This window comes from Bradyrhizobium sp. (assembly GCF_035309285.1).
Taxonomy (GTDB): Bacteria; Pseudomonadota; Alphaproteobacteria; order Rhizobiales; family Xanthobacteraceae; genus Bradyrhizobium.
Genome location: NZ_DATGFH010000069.1, coordinates 54,221 through 72,416 on the forward strand (window position 1 = coordinate 54,221; position 18,196 = coordinate 72,416).

The window sequence follows — 18,196 nt, forward strand, 5'->3', positions numbered from 1 at the left end:
GGTTCGGCGATATCGAAGTTGGCTTTTCAGATCCAAAGATCGGGCTCTGCGATACCACTCTCGATATCACAAATACCGGATCAGAATTTTGCAGGCGACAGCACTCTGCTTTGGATCAGGCGCACGCCGGGATTGGATGGTCCGATGAACTCGACGCCCGCTCTTTCGAAGGCCGCCCTGATCTTCTCGACGGTGTCGACGTGCGCGCTGATTCGTCCGTTGATTCCTTCGAGCCGCCGAACCGTCGAGATTCCGATGCCGGCCTCCTGCGCGAGGTTGGCCTGCTCCCAACCTATCAAGGCGCGCGCCGCCTTGATCTGACACGTGAGTACGAGCATTGCCGCTCCCGGGAGCGCTGCTGGTTGCTGCATCAATATACGGACGCGATCGGCTTGTCGCGCCAGCGTCGAGACAGACCAGCGCGAAGTCGGGTTGTCCAATCGATAAAATTGATTGCGGCCGATAATTTCGTCTAATCAGGAGCCCAAGCCGGTTGCGACCTGCGCCGCGGAATCTCGGGCGTGTCGACCTTGCTCGCGAACGCGGCGTGCCGGCATTAGCGCCGTGTAAACTCCCTCTCTTAATTCAATTTTTTCGACTGCCTGGCTAGATCGACCGCAGGAAGCGGCGTGACAGGGAAAGCGCAATGTCGAGGGTGAAGGGTCTCTCTTCCCGGAAAGAGCCGACGGATGGCCGGCTGATTCCCGATTCCTTGCTTCAGGCGATGCCGTTCGGCTTGTGCGTCGTCGACGAACAATTCCATGTCACCTTCGTCAACTCCGCATTTCTCGCTAGCTGCCGCAAGTCCGACCTCGCCGTCACCCGTGGTATCTCACTGCTGACGCTGCTCGGCGACGCGACGCTCTACAGGCGTTTTGTCGATCTGGCGATCGAATCCAGAATAAGCCGGTCTCTTGCCCTCGGCACAGTCGAACTTGCGGATGCCGCAAGCTTCGAGGTCCGCTGCGAGTGTCGCGCCGGCACCGGCACTTTTGCGCTGACGCCGTCCGCCGCAGCGTCGAGCCGCGTGACTTCAGGCCATTACCTCAGCGACGTCGTCATGAACCTCCCGCATGGGCTTTCGATGTACGACGCCGACGAGCGGTTGATCGTGTGCAACGAGCAATATATCCAGGCCTACGCGCTCGATGGCGCCGTCGTAAAACCAGGCGCGCATTATGCCGATGTCCTCGCCCACTCGATCGCGCGAGGCAATCAGTCGGGGATGTCCGTGAAGGACTATTACCGCAAGCGCATGAATGAAAACAGGAGCGGCGGGCCTGAGAAGTCGCACTCGCTGTTGTGGAACGGCCGGGCCATGCAAGTCACCACGCGCGCGCTCGCGGATGGCGGTTGGGTCAGCCTGCACGAGGACGTGACCGAGAAGCTCACTGCCGACCGCCGCATCGCCCATCTGGCCGACCATGATTCGCTGACCGACCTTCCGAACCGCAATTCGTTTCACCGCGAGATGTCCGGCCTGCTTGCGCGGATGCGCGGCAATCAGAACACTGCGGCCATCCTGTTCATGGACCTCGATCACTTCAAGCAGGTCAATGATAGTCTCGGACACATGGTCGGTGACCGCTTGCTGTGCGCGGTGGCCAAGCGCCTGCAAGGCGCGCTCGGCGATCACGATCTTCTGGTTCGCCTTGGAGGGGACGAGTTCGTCGTGCTCCGAAGCGAAGCGTGCGACAGCGAGGCGGAGCAATTGGCGCGCGTGCTGGTCCATGCCGTGAGCCAGCCGTTTGTCATCGAGGAGCACGTGATCAGCGTGGGATTGAGCGTCGGCATCGCCATCGCGCCGCGCGACGGCGCGACATCGGATCTGCTGTTGCGCAACGCCGATCTGGCGCTCTACCACTCCAAGGCGCGAGGCGGCGCTTCGCACTCGTTTTATTCGCCGGGGCTCTCGAAGGCGAAGGGGTCGAAACGAGAGTCCTGAGTGGCGACAGATCGCGCATCGATCACCGGCGAGGTTTTGGCTGGCTCGCTATGCGCTGGTCCGCAAAAGCGCAAACGAACTCGATCGAAAAATCAAAACGAAGCGCGGCGTCCACCTCGCCTCGCCCAGTTCCGCTTCAGAGCCTTGCTCACCTTAGCGCTCAATGACCGTCGGCTCCGGGAGGATCGCGTCCGATCGGGGCTTGGCGCTGCCGGATCAAATCCAGCAGCGACCTCGTGAGAAGGGTCAGGAGCCACAACAGGAAGGCGGTCGCAAACGGCGCGATCAGAATGGCGCCGGCTGACAAGCCTCGATCGATCATCTCAGCAATGAGAATGGCCCACCAATCGATCAGGAGCGCCGCGACGAACAAGGTGAGAAGCATCGTGCGGGCGATCGCGCGACGGCGCCAGCGCCGCTCCAGGGTTTGAATCCATGCCGGGCTGATGCGATCAGAGAGCGATCGCTCATGCAGCCGAAACTCGTCGAGCAACGTCCTCAGGGCCTCCTGCTTGACGCGTGGCATCCAGTGCTTGCCGATCCGCGCGAGCACGAGGCGGGCGAGCCTTGCTCTTTTGCGCGTCGCTCTATTCCTGCGCTCGGCGGTAGCGAGCAGGGTCTCGTACCAATCCTCGGCGACAAGCCGGGCCAGCACACGCTGACGAAGCTCGCTCAACACACTTCGTTTGCTTTCGTGTTCATCCCAACCGGTTATGCGGGCGAACTCGCGGAAGGCTGCAGGCTGGACCAATGTCGGTTCGATCGCCTGGCTGAACAATCGATCGAGGAGCGGCTCGGCGTGAAGAGGAACCGCGCCGGTGGCGGCGGCGCGGTAGTAGAGCGCCAGGGCGCCTGCAGTGTTGCGCGCATGGAGCGCGGATTCGAGCTCATCCAGCAATGCGTCCTCGGACGCCGTGGCCGTGAGCGAAGCCGATGCGGCTTCGTCGGCGCCGTCAGCCGCAATTTGTTCGTGCGTGCCGGGGAAGCGATCTCCCGACGGTGGCCGGCGGATCTCCGGCCTGTCCGGCGGATCAAGGCCATCCTCCGCACTGTTCAAATCCGCAGTTGGCGCACGCGGTGCTCGAAATGCTGAAGTCGTCTCTGCAACTTCGTACAATGCCCATTCCAGCGCCTCGCGCAGTCGTGCGAAGGCGGCGGGGTCGCGATCGGGATCAAGCTTCTTCAGTCGCGCGGCATAGGCCCGGCGGATCGCCTTTGGATCCTCGCTGGGAGCAATGCCAAGTTCTTCCCACATCGAAGCAGTCGTACCTAGATGAAGAAGCTGTGATCGATCGCCTCGATCAGATCAAAAAAGCTGCGGCGGGCGCGATCGATCTCTTCGGGATTCTGGCGGTCGAGCGCTGCGACGAAGCGCGCAAGCGCGTCGCCGATGGCCGCGCGGTCGTCTCCGAGCCGCTCCTCGAACAGGCGCTCGGCCCGCGCGATCAGCGCACGGTTCTGCACATCGTCGCGCGGGTGGATCTTGAGCTTGGCGAGCGCGGCGAGACGGCGTGCGATTTCATCCGGTTGCATGAGGCCAGGGTTGCCTTCGATCACCAGTGTCTCCGCGCGCCCGGTGCTGAGCGTCGTCGCCCGCACTTCCAGAAGTCCGCTTGAGTCGTAGGTGAAACGGACGTCGACCTCTTCCCGCCCGGCGGGACCGGGCGGCAGTGTCAGTTTCAGATCGCCGAGCAGGACGTTGTCCTTGACGAGACGCGCCTCGCCCTGGAACACCTTTACGATCATCGATCGCTGGTTGTCGTGGATGGTGGTGACGACCTTGCTCCGGCTCGCCGGAATCACGGTGTTGCGCTCGATGATTGGCATGAAGATGCCATTGGAGCGGTCGCTCGCGCGTTCGCCATGCTGAATGGAGATCTCGATACCAAGCGTGAACGGCGCGACATCGGTCATCACCGTTTCTTCAAGGGCTGCATCGCGACTCACCATGCCTGCGCGCACCGCCGCACCGCGGGCGACCACCTCTTCCGGGTTGATCTGATGGACCGGCAGGCGGCGGAACAGCCGTGCAACCAGCCTGCGGAAGACCGGCATTTGCGATGCGCCGCCGGCCAGAATGATCCGCGACAGCGCATCCGGTTCGACCCTGGCGTCACGCAGAGCCCGTTCGATGGGAGCCCTCACGCGCACCAGCAGCGGCTCGCAGATGGCTTCGAACTGCTCGCGATCGAGCGTCCATTCGATCGACTTGCCGTCATGCATGACCGCAATCGTCGCACGCTCTTCGGTGCTCAGCTTGCGCTTGGCGAGCTCTGCCTGGCGCCGCAATACCGCCAGCGGCAGCGGAATGTCGCCATGCGACGCCTTGAAGGCGGCGACGATCGCATCGACAAAATCTTCGCCGCCGAGCCAACTGTCACCGGCCGTCGCGCGCACCTCCATCACGCCTTCGAAGCGATGAAGCAGGGACACGTCGAACGTCCCGCCGCCGATATCAACGACCAGCAGCAATTCGTCGTCGGTCTGTGCGTCGAGCCCGTAAGCGAGCGCCGCGGCGGTCGGCTCCGTAAGAAGCCTGTTGACCTTGAGTCCGGCGAGCGCGCCGGCGGTCTTGGTGGCCTTGCGCTGCAGGTCGTTGAAATAGGCGGGCACGGTGATGATCGCCTCATCGACGGGTTCGCGCAGATAGGCCTCAGCGTCCGCCTTCAGCGAACGAAGCACGAGAGCGGAGAGCTCCTCGGGGCGATAACCTCTGTCAGCCAGAAACAGCAGGCGGTCGGTCCCCATATAGCGCTTGAACGCAGCCGCGGTGCGCGCGGGATGGGTAGACAGGCGCTCCCGCGCCGGCAGGCCGACCAGGATCGCACCATCGTCCCCGATTCCGACGGCCGAAGGCGTCAGAAAGTGACCGAGCGCGTTCGGGATCAGCACCGCAGCGCCATCACGCCAGACGCCGACCAGGCTGTTGGTCGTTCCGAGATCTATTCCGACGATCATGGGCAATGGTCCGGGTGAGGATCACGAACGGGGGCAAGAGCTGTCAGGCTACCCTATCCGGTGGCGGCGGCGAAATGGCCTTGTTGCGCGGCGTCCAAGTCGGCGCACTTTGCGCGCAACGTATGCTTCGATGGACGGTCGCGCCAAACCGGCCAACGCGGCTCAACGCAACGGCACGCCCGAGCACGGACCTGGGGCGATGACCTCGGCGCCGGCTGCACGCGCAAAACACGCGTTGGAGAACGTCCTCCGCGCATTCCCGATGCGCCCGTACACGGGTGCATATTGCTCGGTGCACACGGCCGGGCGGCGCGGCTCGGACGTGAATTGCGCCACCTCTGTTTCGATCACGCTATTCGCGCCGGAGACGAGCGCCGCCGATGGCGTCGTCGCCGTGGCGACGACCGCGGCCAATGCAGCGGCCAATGCGATGATCATGGCAATTTCTCGCATGAGAGTTCTGGGCAGATGACGAAGCAGACGGGCGCTGCGACCGACCCGGTCGTTCGCAGCGCCCGCCCTCGCCCGACGATCCGCCTTGAGGAAGAGCACAGCGCCTCAGCGAGGCGCGGCCGCCGGCGTGTGGACCGTTGTCGTGGAGGTCGACGGCGACGACGAAGGCGGCGAAGGCGGCGGAGGCGGCAAGGTAAATCCCTGGCGGTGGACGAAATTCTCGACGCGCTCCCGTGGCCCGCCGGGCCCGTTGTGCTGCTGGGCGGTCTGGGCGAGCGCGAAGGATGTGGTGACGGTAAGAATAGCGGCAGAAAGCGCGAATGACGTGAGTCTCATTGTGATGCGTCCCAATCGGTTGAATGCGACCTGGCCTTCCGGACATCGCGGCCCGGTCATGATTATGACGGACCAGCCGGAATTTTTTGCCTCAAATAATCGTTCGATGATGTGACACTTCCCGGAACGTCAGCGCGGTAGGGCCGCGGGCGGTGGTGCGGCGGGTATTGCCGGGGACGCGGAGAGCGCTTTGGCGGATGGCCTCGTGGCATCCAACGTCCAGTCCGATTGATCGGCTTGCGCCGGTCGGCGGCCCGTCCGCGCGGGGCGCATTTTTGCTGCGTCCGCCCTGGCTGCGGCTTGCCGTGCCTCGACCTCGGCTTTCTGCCGCTCCATTTCGGCCCTTGCACGCGCTTCGCTGAGGGCGGTATCGACCGACGGCGTGCCGCAATTCCCGGCGGATCCGCCGCTCTCTTTCTCGGCGCCGGGCCGCAAGTTGCTTGCTTCCTTGACGGCATCGGCGGCTTGACTAGACATTTCGCATCCTTGGGTCGCCACCGGGTCGGGCGCCGTCGCCCGCGCATTGGCGACGCCCAATCGATCCGCGGCGTCGTCCGTTTTTGCGACCGATGCGGGCGGACTTTCGATCCGATCTGCGTCTTTCCAATAGAGCGACAAGGAGCCTGCCGCCGCGAACAGGGCCACAACACAGGCCGCGACAACCCGCCAGCGTCGCGCCTGCCAGAAGCTGCCTGCGATCCGCGGCAAAAGGCCCTGGGCGGTTGGGCGAGCGCGGGAGGCTGTCACGTCGCTGGCCGAGAGCACGTCCCTGACCAGATGGGCAGGCGCACGCTGCTGCGATTGTCCGACGGCATCGACAAAAGCGAGCGCGGCCTCCGCATCGAGGCGGACCGCTGTCGAGCGGAGCGCCAGCTCGGCAACCACCCGGCCCGCTTCATTCGCGTCCACGCCTGACAAGACCCCGGCAAGGGCCGCCGTCAAATCACCACCCTCCGCGAGGGTTTCCCGGTCGGCGCCGCCGGCGCGAACGCGCTCAAAGAGTGCTGCGGCGACGTCGCGGCGCAACCCCTGCAACTCGGCTGACGCGCCGCCCTCGCCGTCGAGCGGCACGTCGCACAACGCCTCGATCAAGCCGCGAACATCGCGCTCTTCCACCGCCGAATACTCCTTGCCCTTCATTAGACGGACAGCCTCCATTTCTTGACCGCGTCCGTTTCACCAATTTCTCCGCGCAGCGTATTTTTCACTCTTTGAGCGAGCTTATGGACGGTCTCGACTGGCAGCCCCGTGATCCGGGCTATCTCCCGCGCGGGATGGCCGTGAAGCGCGTATTGCAGATATAGGCGCTCGGTGGCGCTTAGCCGAGGCATCGCCTCGCGCAACACGGTTACGGCCTGCTCGACCAGCGTGGCCTCCTGCCCTTCAAGCAGGCGATCTTCGGGGGTTGGCACCGCTTCCGAGCCGCCGGCGAGCAGGTTCTCATCGGCGGCCGAAATATCCACCATTTTCTCAATGCCGTATGCGTCTGCCGAATAGCCGGGAGGAAGCGCCGCCCGAACGCGAATGATCGCCTCACCGACATCCGCGGCCGTCGTCGGTGGTTCGGCGCGCGGAAGGTGGGGCAGCAGGACGCGGTGATCGGGGGCGAGCCGCTCCCAATAGAGCAGGCGGAAGATTGATTGATCGAGCGCGGAGAGCCGCTGAACGGGCGCCGGCAGACGCCGCCGCGGCACGATCGTGCGGACAAAATCGATCACCAGGTTCTCGATCACCTGGAGAATGAAGCCCGACGGGCTGCCCCGGCCCGAATAGGCGCGCAGCCTTTGCATATCGTTCTTCAGCAACGCTTCGCAGACGGCTTGGTAGGCATCTTCGCGGTCCTGCGCGTGGTCCGTGCCCGGCAGATTGCGCAGGATCATGCGCCGGATGTCGTCGGCAAAGAAGGCCTCAAAGCAGCGCCAGCCATTGTCCCCATCAAGGGCGAGATTCTTGACTACGCGCTCCGACAGCAAGTCGCGCGCCACAAGCGCGACGTAGACGTGCAGCCGCGCTCGTCCATCAAATCCCTTCAGCCGCACGAAATCATTGGCGCGAAGCGCCGTCATGACATCGCAAAAGGTTGCTTCCGTCTCGGCGCCGCCGCGGGTGGCGCGCAGGCAAGCGGTCCAGACCAGATCGGCGATGGCCCGCGTCAGGCTCTCTGCCGCGCCGGCATCTCCCCGAAGCGCGGCCTCGAGCATCTCCCGTTCTGGATCGGTCCGCGCGGTCACGGATCCCCCTCGCCCCTTTTGCCCGCAGTGATCGGCAGACGGCAGCGGATTTCAAAGCTTCTGTCAATTCCGATCGCGGCAAAAATCTCCGGGCCGGCCGTCTAAGGCTTCGAGGCGGCCAAGCGGGCACGCCGTAACGTGTTGGCCTTGCAATTAAGGAGCGCTCGATGGCGAGCAAATGGAAGAATGCCCTGGCTGTGATCTCTTTGTGTGTGCGGCTGGGAAGCGGTGCTTATGCGGAAGCCAATGATTCCGGCGGTTTTCACCTCTCCGATCCGGCGGTTTACGAAAATCTCGCAATCTATTTCGTGCACGGCAAGTCGCGCGGCGGGCCCGTGCCGCTCACCCTGCAGGAGGCGTTGGACAAGAAGGCGATCGTGGTCAGCGAAACCGGTGAGGTCAACGAGCTGCGGATCGAAAACACCGGCGGCGAGGCCGTGTTCATCCAATCCGGCGACATCGTGAAGGGCGGAAAGCAGGACCGCGTGCTCAGCGTCAGCCTGCTGTTGCCGCCCCATTCCGGAGCGATACCGATCGATGCCTTTTGCGTCGAGAGCGGGCGCTGGTCGGCCCGCGGCAGCGAGGATGCGCGGACGTTTTCGAGCGCAAACGCCGATCTGCCCTCCCGAGCCGCGAAGCTGGAGATGGCCGACGCACTCGTGCCGAAACCCGACGGCACGGCTGCCCCGCTCGGCGCGCGCCAGCAGCAGATCTGGGAGAGCGTCGAAAAGATCAAGGGCAAGCTGTCGGGCAATCTCGGCGCCCCTGTCGCCGCGCCGCAATCCCAGAGCAGCCTGGAGCTCGCGCTCGAAAACCACCGTCTCGCAGGTGAACAGGAGAAATATGTCGCGGCGCTGCAGGCGAAAGGCGAGCAGGGCGACGACGTTGTCGGCTATGTGTTTGCAGTGAACGGCAAGGTCGACGGCGGCGACGTCTATCCGTCGAACGGTCTGTTCAGAAAGATGTGGCCCAAGCTGCTTCGCGCGAGCGTGACCGAGGCGATCAGCGAGCGCGACGCCTCAAAAGCGACGCCGCCTCCCGTCGATGCCGTGAACGGATTTGTCGCCGATGCCGAGAAGTCGAAGGCCGTCGAGACACGAACAAGGGAGCAGACCCTGGTAGGCGTCCGGGAAAGTCCTGGAGTGATGTCGCTCGAAACGCGGCCGGCCGATGCCCCTGCCAGCGCATGGATTCATCGCAGCTACATCGCGAAATAGTGAGCGAATGGCGGGCGATCGCGCTTTCGCGATTGAGATGCAATCACGAGCCGGTCGCTTCGCCCCTCAGGGTTTTGATTGGCTCGTCCAGGACACGTTGAGCTTAAGCAGGATATCGCTCCTGGTCATCACGAGCTTGCCGAGCGCGACCCTGGCTCTGGCTGCCTTCGGCGGCAGCATTCCGCCGCTGCGCGGGAAATGTTGGTTCGGATGCCATTGCCCTCTCACGGACGACGAAATCAACCTGCGAAGCCTTTCGGCTCAACGCGCCGGAGCGGCCGCAGCAGCGGCCGGAGCAGCGGCAGTCGGCGCCGCGACCGGCGTCGGAGCAGAGCGAATGACGGGTGTGTCAAGTCTCGGGATCGTCAACTGAGGGGGCAGATTGGGAGCAGAGGGAACCGGAGTTGGCACCACCATGACCTGCGGGGGCGCGTATTGGGCAAGGGTCGGCGCGGCCGTGACAAGCCCAGCGATTGCGGTCAACGTGGACAGAATGCTCATCCGGACACTCGATCGTTGATAGACGTCTATGGTCATGCCGTGCTCCTCAGCCTGGGTCCTCTATCAGCATAGACGGACAGGTTCGCGCTTTTGTCCAACGTCTTTTCATAGCAGGTCTTGGTTGAGGCAGGCCGCCTCCGCGATCAAAAACCTATACCCCGGCGGCAGGCGCGCGCGTGAGAGAGACCAGACAGCTCGCCCCGGTTCTCGCCGAAGCTTTGGTGAAAGCGATTGTCGGCCGCAAGTTCGGAGCGGTTTGGCGTAAATGCTCGGACGGAATGCGGCGATGCACTTGAGAGTCACCGCATCTGCGCGGCCACCCTGGATCCGGGGTGACGTCCTGGCCTTTGGGGCAACACGAAAATAAGCAGGACGATGACAACGAAGATCACCCCCGACGCCAAAGAGCGGCTGAAGTCCAGCCCGCCGGCAGCAGTCGGCTTGTCCAGGAAATCCCCGACTGTCGCGCCGAGTGGTCGCGTCAATATGAAGGCGGCCCAGAACAGGAACACGCGCGAGATCGGCGTCAAATAGTACAAGGCCGCGAGCACCACGAGTCCAACGCAGAATACGAGAGCGCCGCCCTGATATCCCAATCCGGTGCTGTCTGCCATCCAGTCTCCGAGCGCCGTGCCGAGGGTCTGCGAGAACGTGATCGTCACCCAGTAAAAGATTTCCACCTTCGGCGTTGCGACCGTCTGAACGTTGATCGAGCCGAGCGTGAAGTACCAGATCGCGAGCGAGCACAACACGCACGCCAACAAGATCGAGGAGCCGCCTGTGTAGCCGATGCCCAATGAGCGATCAAAAAAATCGGCCATGGCGGTGCCCACCGTCGTGGAGGCCACGATGGCGAGCCAGTAGACCCAGGGGTTGAATTTCCTTGTCACGATTTGGGCGATCACGGCCGCAACGAATACGCCCAGAAATATGCCGGTGCCGACCAGATATCCGCCGTTGTGAGGATGTGCGTCCGCGTGCAGCCAGCTCATCGTCACCGCATCGCCGCCGGTTTCGCCGAGTGTCGTGGCCAGGATCTTGATCAACCAGAAGCCAAGCGTCACCTCGGGGACCTTGCTGAGAACCTCGTCGTTTTGCATTGTGCCTCTCAAAACATTCACGCGGCGTGACGGTGAGGTTCACCGGTCTCCGGCCGCGGCTCTCGTTCCGCACGATAACGCGGAAACTCCGGGAAGGGAGCTTCCGGAAACCATACATTTTTGTAACGTTGCAGCTCGCATGCGCGCCACGCTGCACTCTGCAGATTCGACGCATCCTTGTGTGAGCGAAGACTGATCGACGGAGGAAGCATCGAGTCCGTCCATCTTCATGGCTTCGACTTAGCCGACACTTAGGAGCACGTTGTATCGAGCTTGCGCCTGACGACTTGCAAATTGCGATAGATGGGTCAGAGTGACGACATGCATGCAGGCACGTCAGAACCTGCGGCTCGTCGGAGAGGAAAACATGCTCCCCTATGTCGCCCACGATCCGCGATTTTCGCGGCTGGTGATTGGTCATGCCAACCTCGAAAGGCTTTTTAGCGGTTGCCGCTGGGCCGAGGGTCCTGCGTACTTTGCCGCGGGCCGCTACCTGATCTGGTCGGACATTCCCAACAACCGGATGATGCGTTTTGACGAGACCGATGCGTCCGTATCCGTCTTCCGCAGCCCGAGCTTCAATTCCAACGGCAATACGGTCGACCGCGAGGGCCGGCTGGTCAGCTGCGAACACTTCATGCGGCGCGTCACTCGCACCGAGCACGACGGCTCCATCACCGTTCTTGCCGATCAGTTCGACGGCCATCGGCTGAATTCGCCGAACGACGTGGTGGTCAAATCGGACGGCTCGATCTGGTTCTCGGACCCGACCTACGGAATCGACAGCGACTATGAAGGGCAACAATCGAAGTCCGAGATCGGCGCCAGCAACGTCTACCGGATCGACGGCGTCACGGGCAAAGTGTCCCTTTTGGTGTCCGACCGGGTAAAACCCAATGGGTTGGCGTTCTCGCCGGACGAAAAATTGCTCTACGTGGCAGATACCGGCGCGACGCATGTCGACGGACTTCCCGCAACGATCTGGACTTACGGAGTGGACGGAGAAGCGGTCGGAGCCGCCTCGTTGTTTGCAACCTGTCCAGAGGGACTTTATGACGGGTTTCGCTGCGACAGCCTTGGCAACGTATGGACGTCGGCAGGCCGCAGCGTGTTTTGTTATGCCCCGGACGGGACCCATCTCGGCACCATCCCGATCGGAGAGATCGTCGCCAATGTCTGTTTCGGCGGGCCGCGCCGCAACCGCCTCTATATCTGCGGGCAGACCTCCCTCTATTCGATCTACCTGAACACGCGCGCCGCGGTTTAAGGATGACAAAGCCGTAGATGATCTTTGTGGTAGGAAGCATTCACCGCGCGCAATATTGCCGCGGTCCGCCCCAATAGGGTTGGTAGGTGCAGTCCGAAGCGCGGAACGAGTGATAGAACGCCTCGCACGCCGGAATATTGCACTGCGCGTTCTGCGCTTCCTGCGGCGGAGGAGCGGGGTTCTGCCCCGGTGATACCGAAGCCTCGTTTGACGACGCGGGCTCGCGCGGATTTGTTGTCGGAGCAAGCCCTACGGTTGTCGGTACGCTGGTTGCGGGTCCGCTGGCCTGCGCAGTCGGACCGGCCTGCTCCATGAAGGCCTTCCAGATCATCGCCGGCAAGGACCCGCCGGTCACGCGTTTCATGGGACTGTGGTCGTCATTGCCGACCCAGACGCCGACAATGAGCGAGTCGTTGAAGCCGATGAACCAGGCATCCCTGTAATCCTGGGCCGTTCCGGTCTTGCCTGCGGCAAAGCCCTGCAGCTTCGCGGCACGACCAGTCCCGTGGTCGACGACACCCTGCATGAGGTTGATCAGCTCGGTTTGATATTGCCCCAGGCTGTGTTGCGATCCGCCACCGCCTGCACTTATGTAATTCTGCTGGTCTTGCATCTTGATGCCGGAGATGCCCCAAGGCGTCACGGGCGCCTTGCCGGCGCGAACCGCGGCATAGGCAGACGTCAAATCGAGCAGCGTCACCTCGGAGGTGCCGAGCGCAAGGCTCGGGTTGTTGCCAAGCCGCGCACGCAAGCCGAGATCGCGCGCCGCGGCGATCACCTGATCGATGCCGACCTGCTGCGATAGCCGAACGGTCGCGTCATTCAGCGATTCGGCGAACGCTTCGGCAAGCGTGACCACACCATGGTGCCGGTGACCATAGTTGCCCGGCTGCCAGCCATGAATGTCGACCGGCGCATCGAGAATTGCGTTCTCAGGTGTATAGCCCTGGCGGAGCGCCGCGTAGTAATCGAACAGCTTGAACGCAGAGCCGGGTTGCCGCTTGGCCTGCACGGCACGGTTATAACTGCTGTTGGCATAATTCCGCCCACCCACCATCGCGAGCACCGCGCCATCCGGCCGCATCGCGACGAGCGCGGCCTCGCTTGCGTGCTTCTCGGCGCCGTAATGGGCCAACGTGCTCTTCACGATCTCGACGGCCTTCTGCTGAAGCTGCGGATCGAGGGTCGTCCTGATCTGAATAGTGCCGGCCCGGGCTGGTGTCGCCGACAACGCCTTCTCATAGACCCAATCGCCGAACCAGCCATTCGAGGCCGGCGTGATGTTGGCAGGGTTGGGCGAAGCCGGGTGCAACTTCGCGACCAGTGCCTGATCTTCCGTCAGCTTTCCGTTCGCCACCATCGCGTCCAGAACAATTGCGGCGCGCTTGCGTGCTGCATCGAGATCATGAAGCGGATCGTTCTGCTCCGGCGCGTTGATCATTCCGGCAAGCATGGCGGCTTCGGGCAGGCTCAAATCGGCAACGCTCTTGTTGAAATAGAGCTTCGCGGCGGCCGGAAATCCCGTGGCTCCCGATCCCAGGTAGACGCTGTTGAGATAGCTGGTCAAAATCTGGTCCTTCGTCAGATGACGCTCGAGCCAGATCGCGATCGCCGCTTCCCGGATTTTCCGCTGGTAGGTGCGTTGCCGACCAAGAAAGTTCGTCTTCACCAATTGCTGGGTGATCGTGCTGCCGCCGGCGACAATCTTGCCGGCATCCAGGTTTTGCCTGAGCGCCCGGAGCATCGAGAGAAAATCGACAGCGCCGCGCTGGTAGAAGCGCCGGTCTTCGATGCTCAAGACTGCATCGACAAGGCCTGGCGGCATGTCCTTCGCCGCAACCGGCGCCAGTCTCAGTTCTCCGGCGTGACGCAGCGCATGTCCGTCTGCTGACGTCAGCACGATGACGCGAGGCGAAGTAATCTCGTCCAACGTGGGAAAGCGAATGGTCGCCAGGAACCAGGCCACTGACCCGGCGAGACCGACGATGACGACCACCAGGACGGTTGCGAGCCCATAGCGAAGCCAAGATCGCCAAGCAGGGTCCGAGACGGTCCCTTGGTCCGGAGGTGAGTTCGTCATGGAACACCAGAAAGCAAACCGCATCGGTCCGGCCGGCTCACGAACCAGGGATAGAGGCCTGGTTCAGTTCCGGACGCCACGCGCACGTCAACGATTTGCAGGGCCGGACGTTTCTGGGTCCGGCCTGTGGGCGTTCATCAATTTGTCTGATCGATGCGGGAACCCTTCCGGAGCCAAACCCGTTATCGGCCCGGATCAGAGCATGGTGGGTTACGCTTCCGCTTGCGCCCGTGGAAACTGCGGAGGATGTCGTCACTAATCTAACCCACCTACGGTTCGCGTCGTCATTGCGAGCGACCCTTCTACGCTCGCTGTGCGAGCTTCGCAGGGTTCGAGTCCGCCGAAGCAGCGAAGCGCGTAGGCGGAAGCGAAGCAATCCATAGTGCCTCCTCGGAGACAGTGTGTATTGCTTCCGCCTTCGCTCTTCGAGCCACGGCGGACACGTCGTCCGCTTCGCTCCTCGCAATGACGGTGCCACTCATGCGCTCTCGTTCTCGCGGCATGAATTGCCCGAGTTCTGTTTGAAGCATCGTCCCTCCAGAAAGAGAGGGCGCAGGGAAGACCGGATGCTGGTTGCACCCGTGGAAATGCGCAGAAAGCGACCACAGGTCCAACCGGAGCGACCCGGCCTTCCCTGCGCGATTGGTTTACGGCTTATACGTGCTCTCCCCGGTGTGCCGTGCTTTTTAGCCACCGTCACTCGCGCACCCATTGGGGCGCGCAAGCTTGACACCAGCGTCGGGGTGTCAGGACCACACGATTTCGCCGTCCGCCTCAGTCGCGCTCGTCAAGCGCAGCCCAAAGCGTCCATCGCTCCCCGCCTCAACGTCCGTGACGACGCGTCCGCCCCTCTTGCCGAGTCGGGATGGCGGTACAGTATGCACATCTTCTGGTTTTCGTAAAGAAAAATCTTTCTGATTTATAGAAATAATTCCGAGAGCGCGTCCGGACGGACTTGATGCCCCTGAACCGCCTCGCGAATTCCGGCTTTTCGCGCAACGCGCGTCGCCAAGGGCCGCGTCGTTTTTACACTCGCGAGCCGACATTGATGGTTCTCGATCTCGGCTGGTGCGGTCACGCGGCGTCGCGGCCGACAATCGAGCGCCGTGCGCCATCGGGTGGAAAGCCGCGCAAATATCGAGCTGCGTCAGCGATGCCGTGAACAGGAGGTCTCGCAGTCGACAGATGGTAGGGCCGTAACCGGCGTGCGCTACGAGAACGACAATGGCGAGAGCGAGATCATTAGCGCTGACCTCGTCATTGACGCCTCCGGACGCGGCGCACCCGCGCTTGGTCTGCTGCGAGCGATCGGCCAACGAGATACAGACGCTGATCGAGACGCCGTGGTCGGTGGCCATGCTCGACTTCGCGTTTCCCGAGACGCGGGGGCAACGACCGGCGGATTTCGAGACGACGCTCAAATTCGGCATCGCGCTGAGCCGACTCGCGGCAGAAGGTCCCGCTGTTCACAAGCTGACCCTCGAAGTCCAACATCTGTTGAAGCCACGCAGCTGTTATCGCGATCCCGATCTCATACGGCGTGTGTTCGCAAAGACGGCCGACGCATGATCGATGGCGCACCAAAATGGGACATCGGCCTCATCGACCACTGCATGCTGGCGCGCAGGCGACAATCGAGATATTATCACCTCCGTCATGAGTTGGGCTGCGGACGACTTGGCGGTGTTGAAGAAGCTTTGGGCCTCGGGACAAAGCGCTTCACAGATCGCGGGCCGTCTCGGGTGCAGCCGTAACGCCGTCGGCGCAAAGCTAACGCGCTTGGGCTTGAAGCGCGGCCACAAGCCTCCGACAGCAAAGCCCGTGATTGTATCGATGCCGAAGCGAAGAACGACGTCGTTGGCGGCCTGTACCCGTCCTGTGGCAAAGGTTGTGTCTTCGCGGAAGCCGGTCGTGCGGCAGCCGCAGGACATCAGCAAGAAAAAACTTTACGACATGCTGGCTGAGGCCGTTAGGAATACAGGCAAATAAGATCCAGCTCACAACAGTTACGATGGCGGGCGAACGCGACCTTAAGACACTCCTCAGCGATATAAAGCCCGAATTGCAACACGGCATTTTCGTGTTTTGCACGATTTCGGAAGGGAGGGAAATCCAGGCCACAATCCGCCCGCTCCTGACATTCCGTGAGCGCGAAGGAACGACACTTGTCGTTCTGCGGGAAGAAGCCGAAAGCCTGGGCCTCTCCTGCCAGTTTGAATCGCGTCTGATCAGCTTGACGGTTCATTCCTCGCTGGACGCGGTTGGCTTTCTGGCGGTGATTACTGCTCGGCTGGCTGAAGCTGGAATCAGCGTGAATGCGGTTTCAGCTTTTTACCACGATCACTTGTTTGTGCCCGCTGGCAGGGCCGACGAAGCACTGGCTCTTCTGCAAGAGCTGTCCACGACTAAAGCAGGATGAATTTTGGTTGAATCGGTCCGCGGCGAACTCGGTTCACCTTTCCCTAGCGGGGAGAGGTCGGATTGCGAAGCAATCCGGGTGTAAAATGCAAGCAACCCGCGCATCGTCTCGATGCCGGGCTGAAGCACCTTCTCGTCCTCGATCATCATTTGCCGCATTTCGCCAAACCTATCCGGCGGGCATCGAAGGATAGAGACCCTCACGATAGGCTGCATTGGGAATTTCCCTCCTCACACAGTAAAAGGATATGATGAACGGTCCACGATTGCTATGCCGACGCGTAGCCTTCAGGCCGTCAGTCATCCAAGCTTTCCCTATCCCAGCTGCGCACCTCGTTCAAATCCCCATAGGGCTCGCTGCTCAGCCGGTGCCCAACGTCCCGCAACTTCGTGCCTTGGCGCTTTTTGGACGCCGGCCCGCTGAGAGTGCTGAGTGTCCTGTCATTGCCGGCGTCCAAAAGCCTGCACAACAGCGGACATGACGCCTAGCGGCCTTCGCGATCTAAATTCCTGTTCGCCGTCTCGATGCTCCTCTCGGATCGCTGAATAAATCTGGGCAGCCAACGGAGCCCTTTTGGCACGATCGAGTTGGATAGGGAGGGCAGCCAACGTTTCCACCAAAGAGACAGATGACCGAGGAGATAATTCCCATGAAGGCGATCGTTGTAACGGACCAGGCTGCGGGAATGGTTGGGATGAAGCTGGTGGAGCGGCCCGAGCCGCAGGCAGCGATAAACGACGTCGTCGTTCACGTTCATGCGTCGGGATTCGTGCCGACTGAGCTGGCGTGGCCATCGACCTGGACCGATCGCCTCGATCATGACCGAACACCGTCGATCCCTGGGCACGAGCTGGCCGGATTGGTCACCGCTCTCGGATATGGCACGACGGGGCTGTCGGTGGGACAGCGGGTGTTCGGCCTCGCGGACTGGTATCGCGACGGCACGCTGGCCGAGTATGTAGCGATCGAGGCACGTAACCTCGCGCCGCTGCCGGGCGACGTCGACTTCACGGTGGGCGCTAGCCTGCCGATCTCGGGCCTGACTGCGTGGCAGGGACTGTTCGAGCACGGCCGCCTTCAGGCGGGGCAGAGCGTCCTCGTGCACGGCGCGGCCGGCGCAGTCGGGTCGATGGTGACGCAACTCGCAGGAGAGGCCGGCGCCTACGTCATCGGCACCGGACGCGCCGCCGACCGTCAGACGGTGCTCGACTTCGGCGCGAAGGAGTTCGTCGACCTCGACAACGACGCCCTGGAAGACGTCGGCGAAGTCGATCTGGTGTTCGATGTCATCGGCAGTGACATCCAGAAGCGGTCCGCAGGCCTGATTCGAGCCGGAGGAACACTGGTGACCGTCGTTGGGCCGGCGGAGGCACGGCCCGCCGACGGCCTCGCGGTCGACTTCGTCGTCGAGTCCGATCGTGCCCAACTGAGTGAGATCGTCCAGCGGGTGCGGGACGGACGACTGCGGACGAACGTCGGCAACGTCGCGACCCTCGACGATGCCGTCGCGGCCTTCAATCCGGCCGAGCGGATCAGCGGGCAGACGATCATCCGCGTCCGTCCGTGAGCGACACGCGCCCATCAATGCGCGACGTAGACGGGGCGGTGTTGGTGGGGTGTCAACAGCAACGCCGTTATGGCCACGGCCATCGGCAATGCCGGGAAGGGCCTCCCATCAACAAACAGTCC

16 protein-coding genes are annotated in these 18,196 nt (G+C 62.6%); 8 read left to right on the plus strand and 8 right to left on the minus strand.

The genetic code is table 11. From position 1 onward, the window contains the following. Positions 1–80 precede the first annotated feature (80 nt). Complete coding sequence (locus VKR55_RS13375) at positions 81–338, minus strand: helix-turn-helix domain-containing protein (protein WP_324403942.1); 258 nt, start codon at positions 336–338, stop codon at positions 81–83. Positions 339–646: 308 nt separating this feature from the next. Between VKR55_RS13375 and VKR55_RS13380 the strand changes: the two genes are divergently transcribed. After that, positions 647–1,945 carry a diguanylate cyclase domain-containing protein gene (locus VKR55_RS13380; RefSeq protein WP_324403944.1) on the plus strand — a complete coding sequence of 433 codons (1,299 nt, stop codon included), beginning with the start codon at positions 647–649 and terminating at the stop codon, positions 1,943–1,945. A 160-nt stretch (positions 1,946–2,105) separates the two neighbouring features. Here VKR55_RS13380 and VKR55_RS13385 read toward each other — a convergent pair whose 3' ends face one another. The 3 genes from VKR55_RS13385 to VKR55_RS13395 form a co-directional block, all read right to left on the minus strand. Further along, positions 2,106–3,200: a J domain-containing protein gene (locus VKR55_RS13385; RefSeq protein WP_324403946.1), complete on the minus strand. Its 1,095-nt coding sequence runs from the start codon at positions 3,198–3,200 to the stop codon at positions 2,106–2,108. Between the two features lie 14 nt (positions 3,201–3,214). Next, positions 3,215–4,903, minus strand: a complete 1,689-nt coding sequence (locus VKR55_RS13390; protein WP_324403948.1) for an Hsp70 family protein — start codon at positions 4,901–4,903, stop codon at positions 3,215–3,217. Positions 4,904–5,065: 162 nt separating this feature from the next. Next, positions 5,066–5,341: a hypothetical protein gene (locus tag VKR55_RS13395; protein WP_324403950.1), complete on the minus strand. Its 276-nt coding sequence runs from the start codon at positions 5,339–5,341 to the stop codon at positions 5,066–5,068. A gap of 157 nt (positions 5,342–5,498) precedes the next feature. On the opposite strand from VKR55_RS13395, the gene VKR55_RS13400 reads away from it, so the two are divergent. Continuing rightward, complete coding sequence (locus tag VKR55_RS13400; protein ID WP_324403952.1) at positions 5,499–5,807, plus strand: hypothetical protein; 309 nt, start codon at positions 5,499–5,501, stop codon at positions 5,805–5,807. Positions 5,808–5,821: 14 nt separating this feature from the next. Here VKR55_RS13400 and VKR55_RS13405 read toward each other — a convergent pair whose 3' ends face one another. Together VKR55_RS13405 and VKR55_RS13410 are read right to left on the minus strand one after the other, a co-directional pair. Beyond that, positions 5,822–6,763: a hypothetical protein gene (locus VKR55_RS13405; protein ID WP_324403954.1), complete on the minus strand. Its 942-nt coding sequence runs from the start codon at positions 6,761–6,763 to the stop codon at positions 5,822–5,824. Between the two features lie 68 nt (positions 6,764–6,831). After that, positions 6,832–7,923 (minus strand): RNA polymerase sigma factor, encoded by a 1,092-nt coding sequence (locus tag VKR55_RS13410; protein WP_324403956.1) that lies wholly within the window; start codon positions 7,921–7,923, stop codon positions 6,832–6,834. Positions 7,924–8,090: 167 nt separating this feature from the next. Between VKR55_RS13410 and VKR55_RS13415 the strand changes: the two genes are divergently transcribed. Continuing rightward, positions 8,091–9,140 (plus strand): ARPP-1 family domain-containing protein, encoded by a 1,050-nt coding sequence (locus VKR55_RS13415; RefSeq protein ID WP_324403958.1) that lies wholly within the window; start codon positions 8,091–8,093, stop codon positions 9,138–9,140. 800 nt (positions 9,141–9,940) lie between these two features. On the opposite strand, the gene VKR55_RS13420 is transcribed toward VKR55_RS13415, so the two are convergent. Beyond that, positions 9,941–10,741 (minus strand): COG4705 family protein, encoded by an 801-nt coding sequence (locus VKR55_RS13420; protein ID WP_324403960.1) that lies wholly within the window; start codon positions 10,739–10,741, stop codon positions 9,941–9,943. Between the two features lie 367 nt (positions 10,742–11,108). Here VKR55_RS13420 and VKR55_RS13425 point away from each other — a divergent pair, with 367 nt between their 5' ends. Beyond that, entirely contained in the window at positions 11,109–12,008 is a 900-nt protein-coding gene (locus VKR55_RS13425; protein WP_324403975.1) for an SMP-30/gluconolactonase/LRE family protein, read from the plus strand. 40 nt (positions 12,009–12,048) lie between these two features. On the opposite strand, the gene VKR55_RS13430 is transcribed toward VKR55_RS13425, so the two are convergent. Next, positions 12,049–14,004, minus strand: a complete 1,956-nt coding sequence (locus tag VKR55_RS13430) for a PBP1A family penicillin-binding protein (RefSeq protein WP_324403961.1) — start codon at positions 14,002–14,004, stop codon at positions 12,049–12,051. Between the two features lie 1,308 nt (positions 14,005–15,312). On the opposite strand from VKR55_RS13430, the gene VKR55_RS13435 reads away from it, so the two are divergent. The 4 genes from VKR55_RS13435 (at position 15,313) to VKR55_RS13450 (ending at position 18,074) form a co-directional block, all read left to right on the plus strand. Further along, positions 15,313–15,657 carry a hypothetical protein gene (locus tag VKR55_RS13435; RefSeq protein WP_324403963.1) on the plus strand — a complete coding sequence of 115 codons (345 nt, stop codon included), beginning with the start codon at positions 15,313–15,315 and terminating at the stop codon, positions 15,655–15,657. Between the two features lie 87 nt (positions 15,658–15,744). Further along, a complete protein-coding gene (locus tag VKR55_RS13440; protein ID WP_324403977.1) occupies positions 15,745–16,077 on the plus strand; it encodes a GcrA family cell cycle regulator in 333 nt (110 codons plus the stop codon). Between the two features lie 22 nt (positions 16,078–16,099). After that, the gene (locus VKR55_RS13445; RefSeq protein ID WP_324403965.1) at positions 16,100–16,507 is read left to right on the plus strand and encodes an ACT domain-containing protein; all 408 of its coding nucleotides are present in this window, start codon (positions 16,100–16,102) and stop codon (positions 16,505–16,507) included. 649 nt (positions 16,508–17,156) lie between these two features. Further along, positions 17,157–18,074, plus strand: coding sequence for an NADP-dependent oxidoreductase (locus VKR55_RS13450; protein WP_324403967.1), 918 nt, complete (start codon positions 17,157–17,159; stop codon positions 18,072–18,074). Positions 18,075–18,196: the final 122 nt, after the last annotated feature.

What these genes read in the sequence shown, in the direction of transcription:
- VKR55_RS13375 (WP_324403942.1), bottom strand. Translation starts at nt 338, where the DNA reads ATGCTCGTACTCACGTGTCAGATCAAGGCGGCGCGCGCCTTGATAGGT.
- VKR55_RS13380 (WP_324403944.1), top strand. Translation starts at nt 647, where the DNA reads ATGTCGAGGGTGAAGGGTCTCTCTTCCCGGAAAGAGCCGACGGATGGC.
- VKR55_RS13385 (WP_324403946.1), bottom strand. Translation starts at nt 3,200, where the DNA reads ATGTGGGAAGAACTTGGCATTGCTCCCAGCGAGGATCCAAAGGCGATC.
- VKR55_RS13390 (WP_324403948.1), bottom strand. Translation starts at nt 4,903, where the DNA reads ATGATCGTCGGAATAGATCTCGGAACGACCAACAGCCTGGTCGGCGTC.
- VKR55_RS13395 (WP_324403950.1), bottom strand. Translation starts at nt 5,341, where the DNA reads ATGATCATCGCATTGGCCGCTGCATTGGCCGCGGTCGTCGCCACGGCG.
- VKR55_RS13415 (WP_324403958.1), top strand. Translation starts at nt 8,091, where the DNA reads ATGGCGAGCAAATGGAAGAATGCCCTGGCTGTGATCTCTTTGTGTGTG.
- VKR55_RS13420 (WP_324403960.1), bottom strand. Translation starts at nt 10,741, where the DNA reads ATGCAAAACGACGAGGTTCTCAGCAAGGTCCCCGAGGTGACGCTTGGC.
- VKR55_RS13425 (WP_324403975.1), top strand. Translation starts at nt 11,109, where the DNA reads ATGCTCCCCTATGTCGCCCACGATCCGCGATTTTCGCGGCTGGTGATT.
- VKR55_RS13435 (WP_324403963.1), top strand. Translation starts at nt 15,313, where the DNA reads ATGGCGAGAGCGAGATCATTAGCGCTGACCTCGTCATTGACGCCTCCG.
- VKR55_RS13440 (WP_324403977.1), top strand. Translation starts at nt 15,745, where the DNA reads ATGAGTTGGGCTGCGGACGACTTGGCGGTGTTGAAGAAGCTTTGGGCC.
- VKR55_RS13445 (WP_324403965.1), top strand. Translation starts at nt 16,100, where the DNA reads ATGGCGGGCGAACGCGACCTTAAGACACTCCTCAGCGATATAAAGCCC.
- VKR55_RS13450 (WP_324403967.1), top strand. Translation starts at nt 17,157, where the DNA reads ATGAAGGCGATCGTTGTAACGGACCAGGCTGCGGGAATGGTTGGGATG.